This window comes from Pseudomonas sp. B424 (assembly GCF_055408345.1).
The window spans coordinates 1-19,435 of sequence record NZ_JBUZTL010000042.1; the positions used below are offsets into that span (position 1 = coordinate 1).

General features: G+C 57.6%; 16 protein-coding genes. 11 read left to right on the forward strand and 5 right to left on the reverse strand.

Features of this window, described 5'->3' with window-relative positions; all coding sequences use genetic code 11:
- Nucleotides 1-204: 204 nt before the first annotated feature.
- Genes ACZRMS_RS25280 through ACZRMS_RS25290 form a run of 3 tightly spaced genes read left to right on the forward strand, consistent with a single transcriptional unit; the run spans nucleotide 205 to nucleotide 3,770 of the window.
- Nucleotides 205-864, forward strand: a complete 660-nt coding sequence (locus tag ACZRMS_RS25280) for a paraquat-inducible protein A (protein WP_463997539.1) — start codon at nucleotides 205-207, stop codon at nucleotides 862-864.
- Complete coding sequence (locus ACZRMS_RS25285; protein WP_463997540.1) at nucleotides 851-1,474, forward strand: paraquat-inducible protein A; 624 nt, start codon at nucleotides 851-853, stop codon at nucleotides 1,472-1,474. The genes ACZRMS_RS25280 and ACZRMS_RS25285 overlap by 14 nt, the downstream gene beginning before the upstream one ends.
- The gene (locus tag ACZRMS_RS25290; protein ID WP_463997541.1) at nucleotides 1,467-3,770 is read left to right on the forward strand and encodes a PqiB family protein; all 2,304 of its coding nucleotides are present in this window, start codon (nucleotides 1,467-1,469) and stop codon (nucleotides 3,768-3,770) included. The genes ACZRMS_RS25285 and ACZRMS_RS25290 overlap by 8 nt, the downstream gene beginning before the upstream one ends.
- A gap of 56 nt (nucleotides 3,771-3,826) precedes the next feature.
- On the opposite strand, the gene mksF is transcribed toward ACZRMS_RS25290, so the two are convergent.
- From mksF to mksB, 3 genes are read right to left on the reverse strand one after another with little or no spacing between them, the layout of a single operon-like run.
- Complete coding sequence (gene mksF, locus ACZRMS_RS25295) at nucleotides 3,827-6,667, reverse strand: Mks condensin complex protein MksF (RefSeq protein WP_463997542.1); 2,841 nt, start codon at nucleotides 6,665-6,667, stop codon at nucleotides 3,827-3,829.
- Nucleotides 6,664-7,320: an Mks condensin complex protein MksE gene (mksE, locus tag ACZRMS_RS25300; protein WP_463997543.1), complete on the reverse strand. Its 657-nt coding sequence runs from the start codon at nucleotides 7,318-7,320 to the stop codon at nucleotides 6,664-6,666. Before mksE ends, mksF begins: the two co-directional genes overlap by 4 nt.
- Nucleotides 7,310-8,587, reverse strand: coding sequence for an Mks condensin complex protein MksB (gene mksB / locus ACZRMS_RS25305; protein WP_463997544.1), 1,278 nt, complete (start codon nucleotides 8,585-8,587; stop codon nucleotides 7,310-7,312). Before mksB ends, mksE begins: the two co-directional genes overlap by 11 nt.
- 144 nt (nucleotides 8,588-8,731) lie before the next feature.
- On the opposite strand from mksB, the gene ACZRMS_RS25310 reads away from it, so the two are divergent.
- Entirely contained in the window at nucleotides 8,732-9,508 is a 777-nt protein-coding gene (locus tag ACZRMS_RS25310; RefSeq protein WP_463997545.1) for an energy transducer TonB, read from the forward strand.
- Entirely contained in the window at nucleotides 9,501-9,953 is a 453-nt protein-coding gene (gene rimI / locus ACZRMS_RS25315) for a ribosomal protein S18-alanine N-acetyltransferase (RefSeq protein WP_463997546.1), read from the forward strand. The genes ACZRMS_RS25310 and rimI overlap by 8 nt, the downstream gene beginning before the upstream one ends.
- 119 nt (nucleotides 9,954-10,072) lie before the next feature.
- Here rimI and ACZRMS_RS25320 read toward each other — a convergent pair whose 3' ends face one another.
- Nucleotides 10,073-10,495 (reverse strand): hypothetical protein, encoded by a 423-nt coding sequence (locus ACZRMS_RS25320; protein ID WP_048360166.1) that lies wholly within the window; start codon nucleotides 10,493-10,495, stop codon nucleotides 10,073-10,075.
- 151 nt (nucleotides 10,496-10,646) lie between these two features.
- On the opposite strand from ACZRMS_RS25320, the gene can reads away from it, so the two are divergent.
- A complete protein-coding gene (gene can / locus ACZRMS_RS25325; protein ID WP_463997547.1) occupies nucleotides 10,647-11,291 on the forward strand; it encodes a carbonate dehydratase in 645 nt (214 codons plus the stop codon).
- Between the two features lie 61 nt (nucleotides 11,292-11,352).
- Here the strand turns inward: can and ACZRMS_RS25330 are convergent, their stop codons facing one another.
- A complete protein-coding gene (locus ACZRMS_RS25330) occupies nucleotides 11,353-12,771 on the reverse strand; it encodes a short-chain fatty acid transporter (RefSeq protein WP_463997548.1) in 1,419 nt (472 codons plus the stop codon).
- A gap of 214 nt (nucleotides 12,772-12,985) precedes the next feature.
- On the opposite strand from ACZRMS_RS25330, the gene ACZRMS_RS25335 reads away from it, so the two are divergent.
- The 5 genes from ACZRMS_RS25335 (at nucleotide 12,986) to ACZRMS_RS25355 (ending at nucleotide 19,430) form a co-directional block, all read left to right on the forward strand.
- Entirely contained in the window at nucleotides 12,986-13,867 is an 882-nt protein-coding gene (locus ACZRMS_RS25335) for a Dyp-type peroxidase (RefSeq protein ID WP_463997549.1), read from the forward strand.
- Between the two features lie 168 nt (nucleotides 13,868-14,035).
- Nucleotides 14,036-16,804, forward strand: a complete 2,769-nt coding sequence (locus tag ACZRMS_RS25340; protein WP_463997550.1) for an ATP-binding protein — start codon at nucleotides 14,036-14,038, stop codon at nucleotides 16,802-16,804.
- 11 nt (nucleotides 16,805-16,815) lie between these two features.
- Nucleotides 16,816-18,012, forward strand: a complete 1,197-nt coding sequence (gene pvrR, locus ACZRMS_RS25345; protein ID WP_463997551.1) for a response regulator cyclic di-GMP phosphodiesterase PvrR — start codon at nucleotides 16,816-16,818, stop codon at nucleotides 18,010-18,012.
- Nucleotides 18,013-18,101: 89 nt separating this feature from the next.
- Nucleotides 18,102-18,749, forward strand: a complete 648-nt coding sequence (locus ACZRMS_RS25350) for a response regulator (protein ID WP_463997552.1) — start codon at nucleotides 18,102-18,104, stop codon at nucleotides 18,747-18,749.
- 36 nt (nucleotides 18,750-18,785) lie between these two features.
- Nucleotides 18,786-19,430 (forward strand): response regulator, encoded by a 645-nt coding sequence (locus ACZRMS_RS25355; protein WP_463997553.1) that lies wholly within the window; start codon nucleotides 18,786-18,788, stop codon nucleotides 19,428-19,430.
- The last annotated feature ends 5 nt before the right edge of the window (nucleotides 19,431-19,435 follow it).

The following is a 19,435-nucleotide window of genomic DNA, read 5'->3' on the forward strand; positions in this document are numbered from 1 at the left end:
GTCTGCTAACGCAGACAGGGGGTTTGTTTTTGTGCCGAGAAAAGTACCGCCAAGCTTCCAGCGGCACACTGAACATCCTCGACCTTATCGCCATAGCTCTCTACGCTGTTGGCTTGCAGCTAAAGTCCTACAAATAGGCACAGTTATTTTGTAGTCCGCGCACTAGAATAGGTGCAGTCATTTTCTGAGCCAGAGACTCCATTTATGCCAGATCCGGTTGACCCCCTCAGGGTGTCAGAAATACCGCTGGACGAGTTAGTGGCCTGTCATGAGTGCGATCTGCTGATGCGCAAGCCTCATCTCGCTCTCGGTGAGAAAGCCCAATGCCCGCGCTGCGGTTACGAACTCTATGCTCATCGCGACAAGGTGGTTGAGCGCAGCCTTGCGCTTGTAATCGCCGCGTTGTTGCTCTACATACCGGCGAACTTTTTGCCCATCATGCAACTCAATCTACTGGGCCAGGCGTCGCAAGACACGGTCTGGACTGGTGTGGTCGGCTTGTTCAACACGGGCATGCAGGGCATTGCCGTTGTTGTGTTCCTGTGCAGTATGGGAATCCCGCTGCTCAAGCTGCTCTGCCAGCTCGTGGTGCTACTGACTATTCGCTGGAATATTGGGCGCAGCTACGGGTTACTGATCTACCGCATTTATCACCACTTGCGCGATTGGGGCATGCTTGAGGTGTACCTGATGGGGGTGCTGGTGGCGATTGTGAAGTTGTCCGACCTGGCTGAGCTGAGCCTTGGGCTGGGTTTGACCTGTTTTGTCAGCTTGTTGCTGGCTCAGGTCTGGTTGGAGGTTGTGATGTCGCCTCACCAGATTTGGCAAGCACTGTCCGGGGAGGATGTTCATGCGGGCGATTGATGCAGGCATCTTGATTTGTGGCGAGTGCCACGAGTTGAACAGGCAAGACCCCGAAACCGACGAGCAAACCTGCACTCGTTGCGGAGCTCTTGTACATGCACGGCGCCCCGACAGCCTGATGCGTACCTGGGCATTGCTGCTAACCTCAGCCATTCTCTATATCCCGGCCAACCTGCTGCCGATCATGACGATCAACTCTTTGGGCCAAGGCTCTCCGAGTACCATCATGGCGGGTGTTATCGAACTGGTGCAGCACGGGATGTTGCCGATTGCAGCCGTGGTGTTTGTAGCGAGTATTTTGGTGCCCACCTTCAAGCTGGTAGGCATTGCCTTGCTGTTGTTTTCGGTACAGCGCCGTCAGCCCCTGTCTGCGCGGCAACGAATCATCATGTACCGATTTATTGAGTTCATTGGCCGTTGGTCAATGTTGGATATTTTCGTCATCGCCATTTTGGTGGCTGTGGTGAATTTTGGACGCATAGCCAGCATCGAGGCCAATCTAGGCGCGGTGGCCTTTGCCAGTGTGGTGGTATTGACGATGCTTGCAGCTGTAACTTTTGATCCCCGACTTATTTGGGATAATACGGAGTCGGACGACGACCATGAGTGACTTGCCTACCGCTAAAACCCGCCCGGCTTCCAATTGGTCGGCGATCTGGATCCTCCCGCTCATTGCCCTGGTCATTGGTGGCTGGCTGGGATGGCGTGCCTACAGTGAAACCGGCATCGATATTCAGGTGCGCTTCGAGAGTGGCGAAGGCATCGTCGCCAACAAGACCGAAGTGGTTTACAAAGGCATGCCTGTGGGTAAGGTCAAGACTCTGGCCCTGGATGAGGCCGGCCCAAGCAAGGGAGTGATTGCCACGGTCGAGATGGATAAAGACGTCGAGCAATACCTCAAGACCAATACCCGTTTCTGGCTGGTCAAGCCAAGTGTGTCTTTGGCCGGTATTACCGGTCTTGAAACCCTGGTTTCCGGTAACTACATCGCAGTCAGCCCGGCCGATGGCGAGCCTGTGCGCAAGTTCAAGGCCCTGTCGCAAGAGCCGCCCCTGTCGGATGCCGTTCCCGGCTTGCACCTGACCCTCAAGGCTGACCGCCTTGGCTCGCTGAACCGTGGCAGTCCGGTGTTCTACAAACAGATCCAGGTTGGCCAGATCAAGAGCTATGTGCTCTCCGAGGACCAAAGCACCGTCGAGATCAAAGTCTTTATTGAGCCGACTTACGCCAATCTGGTGCGCAAACACACGCGTTTCTGGAATGCCAGCGGCATCAGCATCGACGCCAACCTTTCGGGTGTGAAGCTGCGTAGCGAATCCCTGGCCAGTATTGTGGCCGGCGGTATTGCATTCGCCACCCCCGAAAACCGCAAAGACAGCCCGCCCACTGACTCGAACCTGCCGTTCCGTCTTTATGAAGACTTCGATGCCGCGCAGGCGGGGATCAAAGTCAAAGTTAAACTCAGTGACTTTGAAGGCCTGCAGGCCGGTCGCACGCCAGTCATGTACAAAGGCATCCAGGTCGGTAGCCTCAAGGGTCTCAAGGTCGATCCAGACCTGACCAGCGCCAGCGCTGAGCTGACCCTCGACCCGTTGGCTGAAGACTACCTGGTGCAAGGTACTCAATTCTGGGTGGTCAAACCGTCGATCTCGCTGGCTGGTATTACCGGGCTGGAGGCATTGGTTAAAGGTAACTACATTGCGATCCGCCCGGGTGACAAGGGCAGCACCCCCGAACGTGAGTTCGTGGCCCGCCCCAAAGCTCCGCCGCTGGATCTGCGTTCGCCGGGCCTGCACATGGTGCTTTTCACCGAGAACCTGGGCTCACTGGAAGTCGGCAGCCCGATTCTGTACAAGCAGGTCAAAGTCGGTTCGGTTCAGAGTTACCAGTTTTCCCGCACCAAGAAGCAGTTGATCATCGGTGTGCATATCGAGAAGGAATACGAAAACCTGGTCAATGGCTCGACCCGCTTCTGGAACGCCAGCGGCATCACGCTGACCGGTGGTTTGACCGGCGGCATCCAGGTCAAGAGTGAGTCCCTGCAAAGCCTGATGGCCGGCGGGATTGCATTTGAAACACCCGAAGCCACGGCGCCGCTGCAAAAACGTATCCCGCGTTTCCGCCTGTTTACTGATCGTGATGCCGCGATGCAGCAGGGGGTTGCCGTTACGATCAAGGTGCCTCGTGCCGATGGGCTGCGTGAAGGGACACCGATTCGCTTCAAGGGGCTGGATGTCGGCAAGATCGAAAGCGTCGACCTGAGTGAAGATTTGCAATCGGTCTTGCTCAAGGCGCGGATCACCGAAGTGCCTGAGCGGATTGCGCGGGTCGGCAGTCAATTCTGGGTGGTCAAGCCCGAGCTTGGGCTGATGAAAACGGCCAACCTCGAAACCCTGGTCACCGGCCAGTACCTCGAAGTGCAACCTGCCAGCAAACAACTGGGTCGGCAAACCAGCTTTGTTGCACTGGACCAGGCGCCGGACTCAATTGCTCCTCAGTCCGGGCTGAGCCTGGTGTTGAGCGCTGCCCGTCGCGGCTCGCTCAAAGAGGGTGTGCCGGTCACCTACCGTGAAGTCACTGTGGGCAAGGTAACGGGGTATGAGCTGGGTAGTACCGCTGACCGCGTATTGGTGCACATTCTGATCGAACCGCGTTACGCGCCATTGGTGCGCACCGGCAGCCGCTTCTGGAATACCAGCGGTTTTGGCGTCGACTTCGGGTTGTTTAAAGGTGCGACGATTCGTACCGAATCCCTCGAAACCCTGGTTCAGGGCGGTATCGCCTTCGCCACACCGGATGATGACAAGATGGGTAATCAGGCCCGCCCCGAGCAAACTTTCCCGCTCTTTGACAAGTTTGAAGACGAATGGCTGCTCTGGGCGCCGAAGATCCCGTTAGGTAAATAAGCTCCAAAAAAAACCGCGATCATTGATCGCGGTTTTTTTATGCTCAAGATCCAGCCTCAGACTTCATCCAGTTCGGGCTGTTGCACAGCCGTCACCGCATCAGGTTTCACCTCGTCATGGCGACGGATGTACTTCCAGTCGTCTTCATCGATGTAAATTCCGTTCGGTCCGCTGCCACCTTCAAGGTCGATGGCCACGTGGGCGCAGACCTGCGGTTTCACACTGGCCAGGATCGGCACAAAGCCCAACTGCAAGCTGGTCTCCAGCAGAGCGGTCTGGTTTTTTTCGTCGATGTCCGCCGCTTCGTCCAGGTAGTACGGCAGGCGGATACGCCCGGCCTGATCGCGGTCCATCAAGTGCAGCAACAAATACATGTTGGTCAGCGCCTTGATCGTCATGGTCGTACCGTTGGACGCCGCACCGTCGATATCGGTATGAATCACCGGCTGGCCGTTGACCTTGGTGATCTCGAACGCCAGCTCGAACAGATCCTTGAGCCCCAACTGGTTGTGGTTGGCGGCCACCAGCCGTGCCAGATACTCCTTGGCCTCTTCGTTTTTATTGTCTTGCTCGGCGCTCTGGCTAAGGTCGAACACCGACAGGGTTTCGCCTTCTTCATACTGGCCGGCGCTGTGGATAATCTGATCGATATGCTTGAGCGCCTCCTTGTTGGGGGCCAGCACGATGCGGAAGCTCTTGAGGTTGGACACCTGACGCTTGTTGATCTCGCGGTTGAACAGTGCCAGTTGATGCTCAAGGCTGTCGTAGTCACTGCGGATATTGCGCAGCGTACGGGCGATGTCGGTGACTGCCGCCCGACGCGCCTTGCCCAGGGTCAGCGCTTCTTCGGTGCGGTGCGCGTAAGCGTTGATCAGCAGTTGCAAACGCCGCTCCATATCGTCTTCGCTGTCGAACTTGGCCACACCTTTCAAGCGTACCTGTGCGTATAGGGCTTCGATCTGACCATCGCAGCGCAACAGGCCTTGCCAGCTGTCCTGATAGTCATTGAGCAATGGCAGCAGGTTGTCCATTGAGTCGTCGACCGGGTCCATGAACGGTGTGCCAAAGGGCAAGCCGGCGGGCAGCAATTGACGTCGACGCAAGCTGTCATCCAGCGTGCGTTGTTTGGCTTCCATGTCGCCGATCTGGCGACCGACCAACTGCAACTTGGCGGACAATTGCTGCACACGCTCGGTGAATGCATCGCTGGAGCGTTTCAACTCGTCCTGCGCTGCTTCGGCCTGGGCCAGTTGCTCGAGCTTTTCACCTTCTTCAGCGCTTAACGTCTGGCTGCGGCGGAAGTCTTCCAGGGCTTTTTGCGCATCCAGCACTTGCTGATACAACGACTCGGCTGCGGTTTTGCTCGCCGTGCGATCGGAGGTCACTGCCTGCTGGGTTTTCAGTTGCTTGAGTTCTTTTTCCAGACGCTCTTTTTGCTCGCGCAATGCCGCCCGGTCAGCCAGCGCCTGCAGGGCAGGGGGCTCGATATGGCTCAGATCAATGGACAGGCCCGGCGCTTCAAAGCGCTCGCCCTTGAAACCATCAAGGATCAATTCCAGCGACTTGACCCAGGCATCGTTGTCATCCAGCGCAATACCGTGCTCACCCAATGGCAAACTGAACAGGGCGCTGTTGAACAGGCGCATCAGACGTTCCACATCCTGTTGCGAAAACTCTTCGCGCAGGCGTGCGTAGCTGTTGTTGTCGGCGTGATCGAGTTGCTGTTTGACGGACTTGAGGCGTTTTTCAAGCTCGCGCAGACGCTCGTCCAGATCCTCGCTACTGAACTGGCGTGATTGCGCCAGGGCGCCCGCCAACTCGTCGTGGGCGTCCTTGGCGCTCAGCAGTTGTTGTTCCAGCACCCTTACATCGTCAACCAGGGCGAAGCGATGCTTGAGCACCGACAACTCGCCAAGCCAGCGCTGGATGCCGCTGATCTCCCGCTCCAGACGCATCAGCTCCTGGGTGCTGCTGCGCTGGTCGTTTTGCAGTGCATCCTGCTCGTTGCGGTAGAACTCGGACTGCGTCAGCAGCTCTTCCTTGCGTGCCCCGGCGTAGTCCTGCCAGGTGCCGAGCAGCGAGTCGAGCAGCGGCGAGAGCCGATGCAGCTTGCCGCGCAACAGGTCGCGCTGACGAACGCCGGCAGCCAGCGACTCAACCAAAGGCCCGGCGCCGACCAGTGCGTTGTAGTCCTGCTCCATGCGTCGTACATCGCGGAAGGCCTCTTCACAAGCCGCGATGTAATCAACGCTACCCGAGCGCAGGCTGTGCTCAAACGCATCTAGGAACAGCTGCTTGAGCTTGGCTGCAGTGATTTCGCGCATGTGCAGCAGGTTGATAAACAGGGCGCGGAAAGTCTTTAGGCTTTGTTCGCTGGTGGAGCGCAGCGGGATCAGCGTCAGGTCCAGGGGGATCGAGGTATGGCCACCCACCAGCAGGCGACGCAGTTCATCAGGCTTGAGCTCGTAGGCTTTGAGGCCATTGCGCTCAAGATTGTTGAACAGTTCTTTCTGGCGCAGACAGGTGTCGTCTTTTTGGTAGTGGGCCAGATCCAGCTTGCCCGCGTAAGCAAAAAACTGGTGCCCGAAGCCGCCACCCGGGCCGCGTCCCACCACGCCGATCACATGGGGGCCATGGGGCAGGGAGACTTCGACCAGGATGTAGCTGGTGTCCGAAGCAAAATAGAAACGCCGCGATTGTTCAAGGCTGTACTTGCCGAAACTCATGTCTGACATGCGCGCCAGAATCGGGAACTGCAACGCGTTGATCGACGCCGACTTACCGAGGTTATTCGCCCCGTAAACCGACAGGGGATGTTCAAGCGGGAACAGCCCCAGGCTGTAACCGGCTGTGTTCAACAGGGCAAAGCGGCGAATGCCGTAGCGTTCCTGACTCATGCATCCATCTCCTGTTGCTCATCGGCAATGGCCCGGGCCAGAGCGTCTTCGTCGTCTTGCGGGGTGATGTCGTCATCGATCAGAACCGGTGTCGGCAACGGCAGAATGCTGTGCAGGCTGGCCGCCAGGTCACGGTCCTGTTGCACCGACAGGCACACGTCCAGAAAACGGTGCATAGGCGGCAGAAAACGGTAGATGCCGGGTTCTTCACTGGCAAAACCGAGCTGTGTCATGCGGCGCATGATCTTTTCTTCCAGCTCTTCGTGGGTGGTGACTTCAGCCTGTACGAAGAGGTCACGGTATTTTTCCAGCAGCGCCGGCAATTCGTCGCGGCCCAGGCTGCCACCATCCAGCACGGCAATCGGGTCGCGGCCCTGGTCGGCCAGGTGCTCGACGATGATGAAGGTGAACAGCGCCAGACGTTGTGCGGTCTTGTTCACTTGAGCGGCGGCGGTGTCGGGCACGAAATAATAAAAACCGCGGGTATCGCACACCAGTTCAAAGCCCAGCGCCTTGAACAGCGTGCGGTATTGGTCCTGGAAGTTTGACAGTTGCGCGTACAGCTCCGGGTCGCGGCGGCTGACGTGATAACCCTTGAACAGCTCGCGAAAGATCGGTGCCAGTTGGGACAGTTCGGAAAGATCAAGATGCATGCAGAGGGCTCGCAGAAGTCTGGGTCGCATCTTCGCTGTGAGCAAGCAGAGCGAAGGAGCGCAGGCTGACCAGGTGTTCGTGGGTGTGGTAATCGCGGCGCTCAAGGCGTTCGCGCACGAAGCGTTTTTCGCGGGACAGGCGCGAGAACCAGTACAACAACTCGTCGGTGTCTCCGCCGGGCTCTTGTGCCAGCAGCCAGGTCATCAAGTCCGGCATCGGCAGCGCGTCGCTGCAGCGATCGAGCATTTCCTTGACCGTACGCGGGGCTTTGGGTGTTTCACCCCGGTGGACCTTGTGCGCCTTGGGAAAGCGTGCCGGCTTGGGTTCGAAGCGGGCCAGCGCGTACACATAGGCCTCGACCTGGCTGGCGCTGCCCAAAAAGGTACTTTGCGGGCGAGTGAACAGCGGCATTGCGGCTTGGGGTACCGCGTCCAGGCCCTTGCGCCGGATGGCTGCCAGCGCCAGCGCCGCGCCGCGGGTCACGGCGTTGTGCCGGCGGGCTTCTTCACGCAGCGGCAGCAGCAGTTCGCGGGCATGGCGCAGGGTCAGCTGGGCGCAGGTTTGCATTTCGAGGATGCGCGCATGGGTGCGCAACAGCATGTCGTCGTCCACCAGATGGCCGAGCCGTTGCTGCTCGCTGAGCATGCGCAACAGCACGTTCTCAACCTTGCGTACGCCTTGTTCGAAAGCGCCATCGGCGTTAACCAGCTGAATCATGGGTTCGACGTATTCGTCCCACGTCGCCAGCACTTCGGCATAACGCTGGCGCAGGGGGATCTGCCGATCGCTGGTCTTGGCCCGCTCGGCCACGGCGACCAGCGCTTGCTCATCGTTGGCGAGCTTTTTCAGTACATCGCGTACACGCATATCGAGCAAACGCAGCTGGCGCGCCAGATCATGGCCGTCACGGATGTCGAACGCATCCTGGATATAGCCGGCCAGGCGCTCCAGATGGCGCAGGTAAGCTTCGATCTCCAGGCACAGGCCAAGGCGGTGCTCGTGCCTCAGGTAGGCCAGAAAGTCGTGGATTTGCGCGTTGAGCTCGAAGCGGTTCGGGCTTTTGGCGACCGGCACCAGAATGTCCAGGCGGATCCAGGTGTCGAGCACGTTGGTGATGTCCTGCGGGGTGCTGTCCAGCTGCTGGGCAGCGACTTGCAGGCGCAGCTCGTTCAGGCTAAGGGTGCCTTGGTCGAAGTGTTCACACAAAGGCTCAAGAAGTGCCCAGTGCTCGGCGAGGGCACGTAATACGCGCTTGGGTTCGATCATGGGAGGGCCGGTCAATTGGCAATGAAAGGCCGCGATTGTACTGCAACGTGAGGTCGAGTCATCACTTGGCAGATCAACTGCGGGCGGGAAGGGCAGAAGGGCGGTAGAATCCCCCCTCTTTAGTTATCCACAGATGGCCGACCCTTGTTGAACGAGTCCCGCCGCCGCGCTTTTTTGACTGCCATGCAGGTGGTCAGCTGGTTACCGCGCACTGAATTGCCATTTGCCGCCCCTTCGCGGCCAGAGCTGCTGGTGCTTCCAGAACCGCCCGCAGAGCCCGTCATTACAAGGCCTGTGGCCAAAGTCGCGGTTGCTCCGAGCCCACCGGTTGCGCGCCCAAAAATCGAAGTTCCCCGACCGTCGGTCACCCCGCGCCCTGCCAGCAAGGCCGTCGCGGATGTCGAAGCGGCACCCGAGAAGGCCAGGGTCGTGCCGTTGCCACCACCACGCTTTGCCTTGCAACTGCTGCGTGCCGGGCGTTGCCTGGTACTGGTGGAGTTACCCACAGGCAGCGCATTTCAGAGTCGTGACCCGGCCTATTTATTGTTAAAGGACATGTTGCGCGCTGCCGGTCTGCCCGACAGCCCGCAAATCATTGGTGAGCCGGTGCGCTGGCCGCTGCTCAGGCGTGGGCGTGTCGACCAGGGGCCTGAAGCTGCACGTGAATTTGTGCAGGGTTTTGTCATGGCCCGCCTGGAAGAGGCTGAATGCGCCTGCTTGTGGCTGGTGGGGCTGCCGGCCGTGCGCTTTGCCAGTGAGGCCAATGCCGAAGCCTTCAACAGTGAACTCGAAATCGAAGGGCTGGGCAGCGCATGGGCGTTGCCGGGCCTGGAACTCTTAATGGATGAGCCACAACGCAAAGCGGATGTGTGGCAAGCCATGCGCCGGCTAATGGCGCGCTGGAAACAAAACGATGAGTGATGCCGTAACCTTTCGCCCGATGACCGAGGCGGACCTTGATGCCGTATTGAAAATTGAATACGCCGCTTTCAGCCATCCCTGGACGCGCGGTATTTTTCTCGACGGCCTGGGTAAATATCACATCTGGATGATGTTCGAAGGTGAGCAGCAAGTCGGCCATGGTGTGGTGCAAATCATCCTCGATGAGGCGCATTTGCTGAACATCACCGTCAAGCCCGAAAGCCAGGGCCGTGGTTTGGGGCTCAAGCTGCTTGAGCACCTGATGTCGATTGCCTACAAACATGAGGCACGTGAGTGCTTCCTCGAACTGCGGGACAGCAACACGGCCGCGTTCAAGCTGTATGAGCGTTATGGCTTCAACGAAATCGGCCGTCGCCGTGATTACTACCCGGCCGTGGGTGGTCGTGAAGATGCGGTCGTGATGGCCTGCACCCTGGTCGACTGACTCCCAGTCTTTTTGGTGGGAGCGGGCTTGCTCGCGATGGCATCACCGCGGTTTGCGATACAGACCGCGTCACCTGTATCGCGAGCAAGCCCGCTCCCACAGGAATCAGGGGTACTGACTTAACGCTTACGCCCCACCGGATCAATCTCTGCCAGTTCTGCCTCGTCCAGCCCTTTGCCTGCGCCAATTTCGTCCTCGGTGACCAGGCTCAAATCCCAGTCAGCGGCTTCATCGCCACCCTCGGCAGCCTCTTTGGCATCGTGGGCGCCGTCCTCGCGGATCAGCATCTCCTGCTCCAGATCATCATCGTTAAAGCCGGCGTCAATCTCTTCATAAGGCATGGCCGCACCTGTCAGGCCAACCCGGCGCGCAGGCTGGCCCGCCATGTGCTGTGCCCGCTCTTCGTCGGTGAACAAATCACTGATGCTTTCGTGGGTTTCATCATCATCGAAATTCAGTGGCTCAACCGAACCCATGCGGTCTTCAATATCGTCGATGTCCAGTGGCTCATCGACTCCATAGGGACGACGTGAATCAGTCATGGTAATTCCTCATTCTGTAGGTCCTTAATACGATGACTGTAGCCACTGCTGAAGATTCCACCCGGCTGACCGCCGGAATGGCATTAATCCAAGTGACCCCGACCGCTGGTCGGCTGTCAGAACAGCGCATCAACTCTTGAGGCTTCACAGCATGAACGAACTACAAGATCTGATTGATAACAACGAGCGCTGGGCCGATGCGATCAAGCAGGAAGATCCCGACTTTTTCGCCAAGCTGGCTCGCCAGCAAACGCCGGAATACCTATGGATTGGTTGTTCGGATGCCCGTGTACCGGCCAATGAAATTGTCGGCATGTTGCCCGGCGATCTTTTTGTGCACCGTAACGTGGCCAATGTCGTGCTGCACACTGACTTGAACTGCTTGTCGGTGATTCAGTACGCAGTCGATGTGTTGAAGGTCAAACACATTCTGGTCACCGGCCACTACGGCTGTGGTGGCGTGCGTGCCTCCATGAAGGACCAGCAACTGGGCCTGATCGATGGCTGGCTGCGTTCCATTCGCGACCTGTACTACGAGAATCGCGAAGTGCTGGCGCTGTTGCCGACCGAGGAAGAGCGCGTCGACCGTTTGTGCGAGCTGAACGTGATCCAGCAAGTGGCGAACGTTGGTCACACCAACATTGTGCAAAATGCCTGGCATCGCGGGCAGAGCCTGTCGGTCCACGGCTGCATTTACGGGATCAAGGACGGGCGCTGGAAAAGCCTGAACACCACGATCAGCGGGCTGGACCAACTGCCGCCGCAATACCGCTTGCGGCCGGTGGGCGCGGTTTAACCTGTTACACCGTCTCTGTGGGAGCTGGCCTGCCAGCTCCCACAGAGGTAGTGCAAGCTTCTTACGGCATTACCGGTGGCATATACGTCAGCGTAGTACCCAGCGCCCACAGCAAAAACAGCACCAGGGGCGTGTGCACCAACAACTGCACGAACGAAAACCCGATCAAGTCCCGCGCCTTCAACCCCAGTACGCCCAGCAGCGGCAGCATGTAAAACGGGTTGATCAGGTTCGGCAACGCCTCGGCGGCGTTGTAGATCTGCACCGCCCAACCCAGGTGGTATTCCAGGTCATTGGCCACCTGCATCACGTAGGGCGCTTCGATAATCCACTTGCCGCCCCCAGACGGGATAAAGAACCCCAATATCGCCGAATACACACCCATCAACACCGCATAGGTGTCGTGGGAGGCGATCTGCACGAAAAATGTCGAGATGTGGTGCGCCAGGGTTTGCCCGTCAGTGCCTTGGACGACGGTCAGTAGCGCCGCAATCGAGCCGTACAGCGGGAACTGGATCATCACCCCGGTGGTGGTCGGCACGGCGCTGGCCACGGCATTCAGAAAGCTGCGCGGGCGCCAGTGCAGCAGCGCGCCGAGCATCAAGAACAGAAAGTTGTAGGTGTTAAGCCCCGAGATGGCGCTGATCGCCGGTTTGGTCGAGAACTCGTGAAACAACCAGCCGGCCGCCAGGAGCACCAGCAAGATGGTCAACACCGGGCTGTATTCCAGCCACTCGCCGGGCCGTGTACGCGGGGGCAGTTTGGGTGTGCTGAAACTGGGGTCAATGCCGCATGCCGCAGCGTCACGGGCTGAATCAGGGCCGGGCGCAGTCGCGTAGGCCACGATCAGCGAGACCACCACCAGGGCCGCGAGCAGCACGCCGGACTGCCACAGAAAAATGGTTTCTGTGAACGGAATCACACCGGTAATCGACAGGATCGACGGCGGCAAACTGGCGGGGTTGGCCTGCAGCTGGGCCGCCGAGGATGATAGCCCCAGGGCCCATACAGCCCCGAGCCCCAAATAGGCCGCGGCACCGGCGGCGCGGTAGTCCATGCGCAGGTTGGTGCGACGGGCCAGCGCCCGCACCAGCAACCCGCCAAATACCAGCGACAGCCCCCAGTTGAGCAGGGATGCGACCATTGAAATCAATGCCACCCAGCACACGGCCTGACGACCGTTTTTCGGGACCTTGGCCAGCTTGTCGATCAGCTTGACGGCAGGCGGTGAACTGGCGACCACGTAGCCGCCAATTACCACGAAGGCCATTTGCATGGTGAACGGGATCAGGCTCCAGAAACCATCGCCGAACGCCTTCGCGGCATCGGTGGGTTTGGCCCCCATAAACATCGTGGCCAGTGCAACGGTGATCACCGCAACAGCAGCGAACACCCAGGAGTCAGGGAACCAGCGCTCGGCCCAGTTCGAGCAGCGCAGGGCAAAGCGGGCAGAGCGGCTGTCTGTAATCTCAGCGGCCATGGGGCATACCTCATTGTTCTTATGATTATTGTGTTGTCTGCACCCGGCCTTTCAGGGATGAAAAGCCGGTGCAACCACAGGGAGAGCACATTAAATCAATCGAGTGGTTTTTCCGATGGATTAATACAAAACGGGCTTCGCAACAAAAATAACCCCAGCTGTCCGAAAATGGGCTGCTGAGGGGTAAACTCTTTCCTTTCCCGAAGGAGTTTCTATGAGTCTCTACCAGCCAGGCATTCTTGCCAAACCCGTGCCGTCACAGGCGCGCTACATGTTTTTCGCCCTCAAGTCAGTAGAAGCACTGCCGGCTGCGCTCGACGTTTTGTCGCAGTGGGTGGACGGCAAAAGCGTAGTAGCGGGCTTTGGGTCGCCGCTGGTGTTGGCAATGGGCGTAAAAATTCCAGGGCTGCGGGTGTTCCCGGCCCTCAATGCGATGGTTGAAAACCCGTCCACCCAGCACGCACTGTGGCTGTGGTTGCTGGGTGATGACCGTGGCGAGTTGCTGCATCGCAGCCAGGCCATCGAAGCGGCGCTGGCGCCTGCGTTGAGCGTGCTGCAAGTGACTGAAGGTTTCCGCTACAACACTGACCGCGACCTGACCGGCTACGAAGACGGCACAGAAAACCCGGTAGATGACGCGGCAGTCGAGGCGGCCATCGTCGCCAACGCCGGGGCAGGGCTGGACGGCGGATGTTTTGTGGCCGTTCAGCAGTGGCAGCATGACTTGAACGGTTTTGCCGCACGCCCGCAAACCGAGCAGGACAACCTCATTGGCCGCCGTAAGAGCGACAACGAAGAACTCGAAGACGCGCCGCTCTCGGCTCACGTCAAACGCACCGCCCAGGAGAGCTTCTCGCCTGAAGCCTTCACCGTGCGCCGCTCCATGCCCTGGACTGAAAACGGCAAGGCCGGGCTGATGTTCGTGTCTTTCAGCCGCACCCTGAATGCATTCGAAGTTCAGCTGCGCCGCATGAGCGGCATGGAAGACGGGATTGTTGACGGGCTCTACAGTTTTAGCCGGCCTTTGAGCGGCGGCTATTACTGGTGCCCGCCGTTGAAAGACGGGCGGATGGACTTGAGTGCTGTTCGCCCCTGAGCCAGTGACGACTGTTCCCGGTCAAGGCCCCTGTGGGAGCGAGCCTGCTCGCTCCCACTGTTGAAGTATCTCTATCGCAACCTCGCTTCGCTCCTCAGCGGCTACAGCGCTCCAGGTTTCAGGAATTGTCTGATTATTTTCTGTATTCCCAGGCCTCAGGCTTGCGGGATGAAATCGACTCCCAAAGCCGCACGAAAACTGCTCCACTTATTTGCCGTCGGCCTGATATTTGCGGTTTTTGCGGGCTCGTTTGTTTACTTGCGTGCCGTTTTTAATGAAGAGGTTTCCCTTCGTCGCAGCTATATGAACGAAGCGGTTTTCCATGCCCAGGATTTTTTCGTCAGCCGCCAGACCTTGCTCAAGAGTCTGGTGCTGGCAACCGTGCCCGATAAAGATGCCGCTGGCGCCTTTTTCAGTGCTGATCCAGAAGAAGAGATCAACATCAGCCTGGGCAGTGGAGCCAGTCACTGGAACCTCTGGCTGACCCGGCGAATGACGGATTATCTGCATGAGAGCAAGGTCAATCTGCTGTACGTGCCCCAAGCCGACAAACCCAAGGTGGTGCGTTTGTTTGACGCTTCAAGCAATCTGGAGCCATTGCCACAGATGGTCTTGCAACGCTTGGCAGATGAGGGCGCCAAGGCCTACTCCTTCAGCGATGACCTGTGGCTGACTGACAACAAGGTCCTGGATACCCCCTTCTATCTGTTCTCGCGTCTGGATAGCCGCAATGTGTCTTCCGGTTGGTTGGGCATTGAGGTGGAAGTGCCGGATCTGGTCGAGGCATTGCGCAGTGAAAGTGCTGGCGACTTTATGTTGCTTGACGGCCAGGGGCAGATCATTTTCACCAATGCCGCGCAATCCACCCTGGTGGATTCATGGCACTCGCTCAAGCCCAAAAATTCGTTCGGGTTTATTGGTGCCGGCTGGATTCCCGACAGCCTGGCCATCAGGAAAAAACTCGGTTATTCAGGCTGGCAAATTGTCTATGCCGTCGATATTCGCTCTTTGCTGCCGGTATTGGGCTGGCCTTTGTCGGGGTGCCTGCTGTTGTGCATCGCCGTCTGCATAGGGCTGCGCTGGCTGATAGTGCGCATTGACCGACGCCTGATTACACCGGGTGAGAACCGCATTCAGGCGCTAATTGAAAGTGAGGCGTTCAGCCGCGCCGTATTGCAAGTTGCCCCTGTGGCCTTGTGCGTGATCCGCCGTACAGACGGCACCGTGGTACTGGAAAACTCACTGTCGAAACAGTGGCTGGGCGGTGGCAGTGAGCGCAGCAAGTTGTGTCATGGCTGGATTTATCGCGCTTTTGACGAGCATGAATTTCGCAACAGCGATGAAATCGAAATGGAAGATGGCCGCCTCCTGTACCTCGCCTTTGCGCCGACCCGTTACAAAAGTCAGGACGTACTGATTTGCGCATTCAGCGATATCAGCGCTCGCAAACAGATCGAAGTGACACTGGAGCGTGCCAGGCAGTTGGCAGATCGGGCCAATGAAGCCAAAACCCTGTTTCTGGCGACCATGAGCCATGAAATCAGAACGCCTTTGTATGGCGTATTAGGCACGCTCGAACTGTTGACGCGTACTGAGCTCAACGAACAACAAAACAACTACTTGAAAGCCATCGAGCGTTCTTCCGGCAACTTATTGCAGCTGATCTGCGATGTGCTTGATGTGTCGCGCATTGAGGCCGGCCAGTTGCAGTTGGAACTCAACACCTTCAGCCCCCTGGAGCTGATTGAAGAGGTGATTCAGGGGTATGGCGGCGCAGCCCAAGCCAAGGGCTTGCAGTTGTTTGCGCTGATTGATTCGACCGTGCCCGAGTGGCTCAGTGGCGATGTCAGCCGTATTCGCCAGATACTGAACAACCTGCTCAACAACGCCGTGAAATTCACCGACTACGGAAAAATCGTGCTGCGCCTGAAAATGGACAGCCGCGATGATGAGCGCGTCATGTTGCACTGGCAGGTTTCCGATACCGGAAAAGGTATCCCCCTTGAAGAACAGGCGCGTTTGTTCGAGCCCTTTTATCAAGTGGAGTCGGCGAAAAACGTGGTCGCCGGCACAGGGCTGGGCCTGTCCATCTGCAAGCGGCTTATGCATTTGATGAATGGCAACATGCGGTTGGTCAGCGAACCTGGGCTGGGCAGCAGTTTTACCCTGCATTTGCCCCTGGTGCAGGTCAACGATCCTGCGCGCTCGAGCCCTTTTGGCGTGCTGTCCCCCAGCATCGTTTATGTGGTTTCACCGCTGCGCGAGCTGGCTGAATGTTATTGCGGCTGGATACGGCGCTGGGGCGCCCGCGCTCACTTGGGGGCACCCAAGCCGGGCGATGCAATTGATGATGCCGTCTTGCTGGAACTGCACCCCAGCACTGCGGCGCAACTGCTGGAGCCCCGCTGGACCGGAGCTTTGGTGCTGGCAACCAGCGATACATCAGTGGCGCTGCAGATCGAAAACCCTTGCTGGAGAGCTGACCTCAACAGTTTGCAGGCCGTATACCGGGCCCTGAGCAAGGCCCAGGGGATTCATACAGGCATTCATCTTGAGGCCGGAACGGGCAAGGCCGAGCTCAAACTCGGGCTACGCATCCTGGTAGCCGAAGACAATGTGATCAATCAGCTTATTTTGCGTGATCAACTCGAAGTACTGGGTTGCACCGTGACATTGGCCAGCGATGGCCTGCAAGCCCTGGAGCTTTGGCAGGAAGGCAAGTTCGATCTGGTACTGACCGACGTCAACATGCCGAGAATGAACGGTTACGAGCTGACGGCCCGATTGCGGGCCATGAAAATGACGCAGCCGATTATTGGCGCCTCGGCCAATGCCATGCGTGAGGAAAGCGAGCGCTGCATGAGCGCCGGGATGAATCATTGTCTGATCAAGCCTTTTACGTTGCACACCCTATACAACTGTCTTCAGCACTTCTAAAGGAGGGTCCATTGAAGCCCTATCGTGTACTGGTCGTTGAGGACCACCCTTTTCAGCATGAGTATTTGCTGAATGTTTTCAATGAAGTGGGTGGCTTTACAGTTGACACTGTTTGGGATGGAGATGGCGCGTTGGAGTGTCTGGCGCGTAATGACTATGACCTGTTGCTCAGTGACTTGCTGATGCCTGTGATGGACGGTGTGCAACTGATCCAGAAAGTGGCCGCCTTGAAAAAAAAGCCAGCCCTGGCCCTGATGAGTGCTTCGTCACGGCGCATGCTGATAAGTGCAGGGTTAGCAGCAAAAAACCTGGGTATTTCGGTGATTGGCCTGATTTCAAAGCCGGTTGAATTCAATGCTGTCATGCGTTTGAAAGAGCGGATGGAGCTTTTTCGCCTTAACGGTGATACGGACCCCGCGCTGGTCATTGAGGTGGACCCGCAAAGTATCGAATTGGCCATTGGCACCGGGCAGATCCAAGCCTGGTTCCAGCCCAAGAAATCGCTGAGTAACGGCAATATACTCAGCGCAGAAGCTTTGGTGCGCTGGGTACATCCCGAGCTCGGCTTGTTACTGCCCAAGGACTTTCTGGCCATTCTGATCAGTCAGGGCCTGGAAGAGCGACTGTTGTGGCTGATGCTTGAACAAACCCTGCAAGCCCAAAGGCAATGGCGTGAGCAGGGCTGGGACATCCCGGTTTCAATCAACTTGCCCACGCATTTGCTGGATAACCATGCGCTCGCCGACTGCTTGCGCGATTATGTGGTCGCTGATGGCGGGGAGCCACGTAGCATTATTTTTGAACTGATGGAAAGCTCCACTACAGAGAAGCTCAGTAACTACTACGCAGGGGCTTGTCGCTTGCGCATGATGGGCTTTGGTCTGGCCCAGGATGACTTCGGCAAGGGCTTCAGTTCTTACTTCAACCTGGTTTCCACCCCTTTTAGTGAACTCAAGATTGACCGTTCGCTGGTACATGGCTGTGTCGAAAATGAAAATCTGGCGTCAGCACTGCGCAGCCTTGTGGAACTGAGCCGCAAGCTGGGCCTGACAGTTGTCGCTGAAGGGGTCGAGACTCAGGCCGAACTCGAATTTTTACGCAGCATTAAGTGTGATCAGGTGCAAGGTTTCCTTATTTGCGGCGCTATATCATGCGCCGACTTTGAAACTCTTTTGCTGGAAGATGGCTCTAAGCCATCACCGGGCTAGCGGAGTCCGGCGCCCCGGGTTTTGTTCTGCGTTTGACCAGTAAACCCGTGGGCGCCGGACTTGCCCTGTCATCAATGTGGAGCCAGGCAATGCGCGAATTAAAGGTAGTGATTGCCGACGATCATCCGGTGGTATTACTGGGCCTTCGGGAGGTGATTCAACGTGATGAGTATTTCACCCTGGCAGGCGAGGCGCTGAGTTCGTCGCAGTTGGTCGAGCAGGTGCAGTTGCATCAACCTGCACTGCTGATTACCGACTTCAACATGCCCGGTGATGAGACCTATGGCGATGGGCTGCAACTGATCGAGTACATCATTGAGCATTTTCCCGGGGTCAAGATTCTGGTGCTGACAGTGATGAGCAATCATCTGATTATCTCGCGCTTGCTGGAGCTGGGTGTGGCGGGCGTGATTGCTAAAAGCCATATCCGCGACGAAATAGGCAAGGCCCTGAATGCGCTGGCCAATGATCGAGATTATGCAGCACCGGTTGCTCCAGCCATCTCGGTGGTGACAAACCCCAAAGTTATCGATGAGCGTTTCTCCACGCTTTCACCTCGTGAAGTCGAAGTACTGAGGTTGTTTGTGGCCGGCAATAGCGTGGGCGACATTGCCCGTCAATTGAACCGCAGCGTTAAAACCGTGAGCACCCACAAGGTCGCTGCGATGCAGAAGCTGGAAGTGCTTAACGACCTCGCCTTGCTGACCTATTGCATCAAAGCGGACCCCTTCGAGTAGCTGTAGTGCTCTTCCAGTGCAGGAGTCATGCATGCCATGCCGCAAATGAAAGTCTTATTGGCCGACGATCATCCGATTGTATTGATGGGCGTGCGCGAAATCATTGAGCGTGACCCGCGTTTCAAGGTCGTGGGCGAAGCAATGAGTTCGTCCGAGTTGATCGACAAGATTTCGCTACTCAAGCCTGACGTCATCATTACCGACTACAACATGCCGGGTGACGATCAATATGGTGACGGCACTCGCCTGGTGGAATACCTGCGCCGGCATTTTCCCGAGCCTCGGGTGCTGATCCTGACGGTAATAACCAATGCGCAAGTAATGACCTGGTTGTATGAGCTGGGTATCAGCGGGGTCATTTCAAAGAGCGCTGGGCTTGAGCAGATATTGGTGGCGCTGGATGCGTTCTACCGCGAAGGGCACTACCAGCAGGACATTCTGGATGGGAGCTTGAGTGACGACGCTGATGGCCTTTCGCAAAGGCTCAGCCAGTTGACAGTCAAGGAGTTCGAGGTACTGCGTCTGTTCTCGACGGGTGTGAGTGTGAGTGATGTCGCGCAGAGCCTGAGCCGCAGCATTAAAACCATCAGCACCCTGAAGATTTCGGCGATGCGCAAGCTTAATGTCGACAATGATCAGGCGCTGCTGATCCTGTGCGTGAAGGCCAATCTGTTTGCCTGACAGGG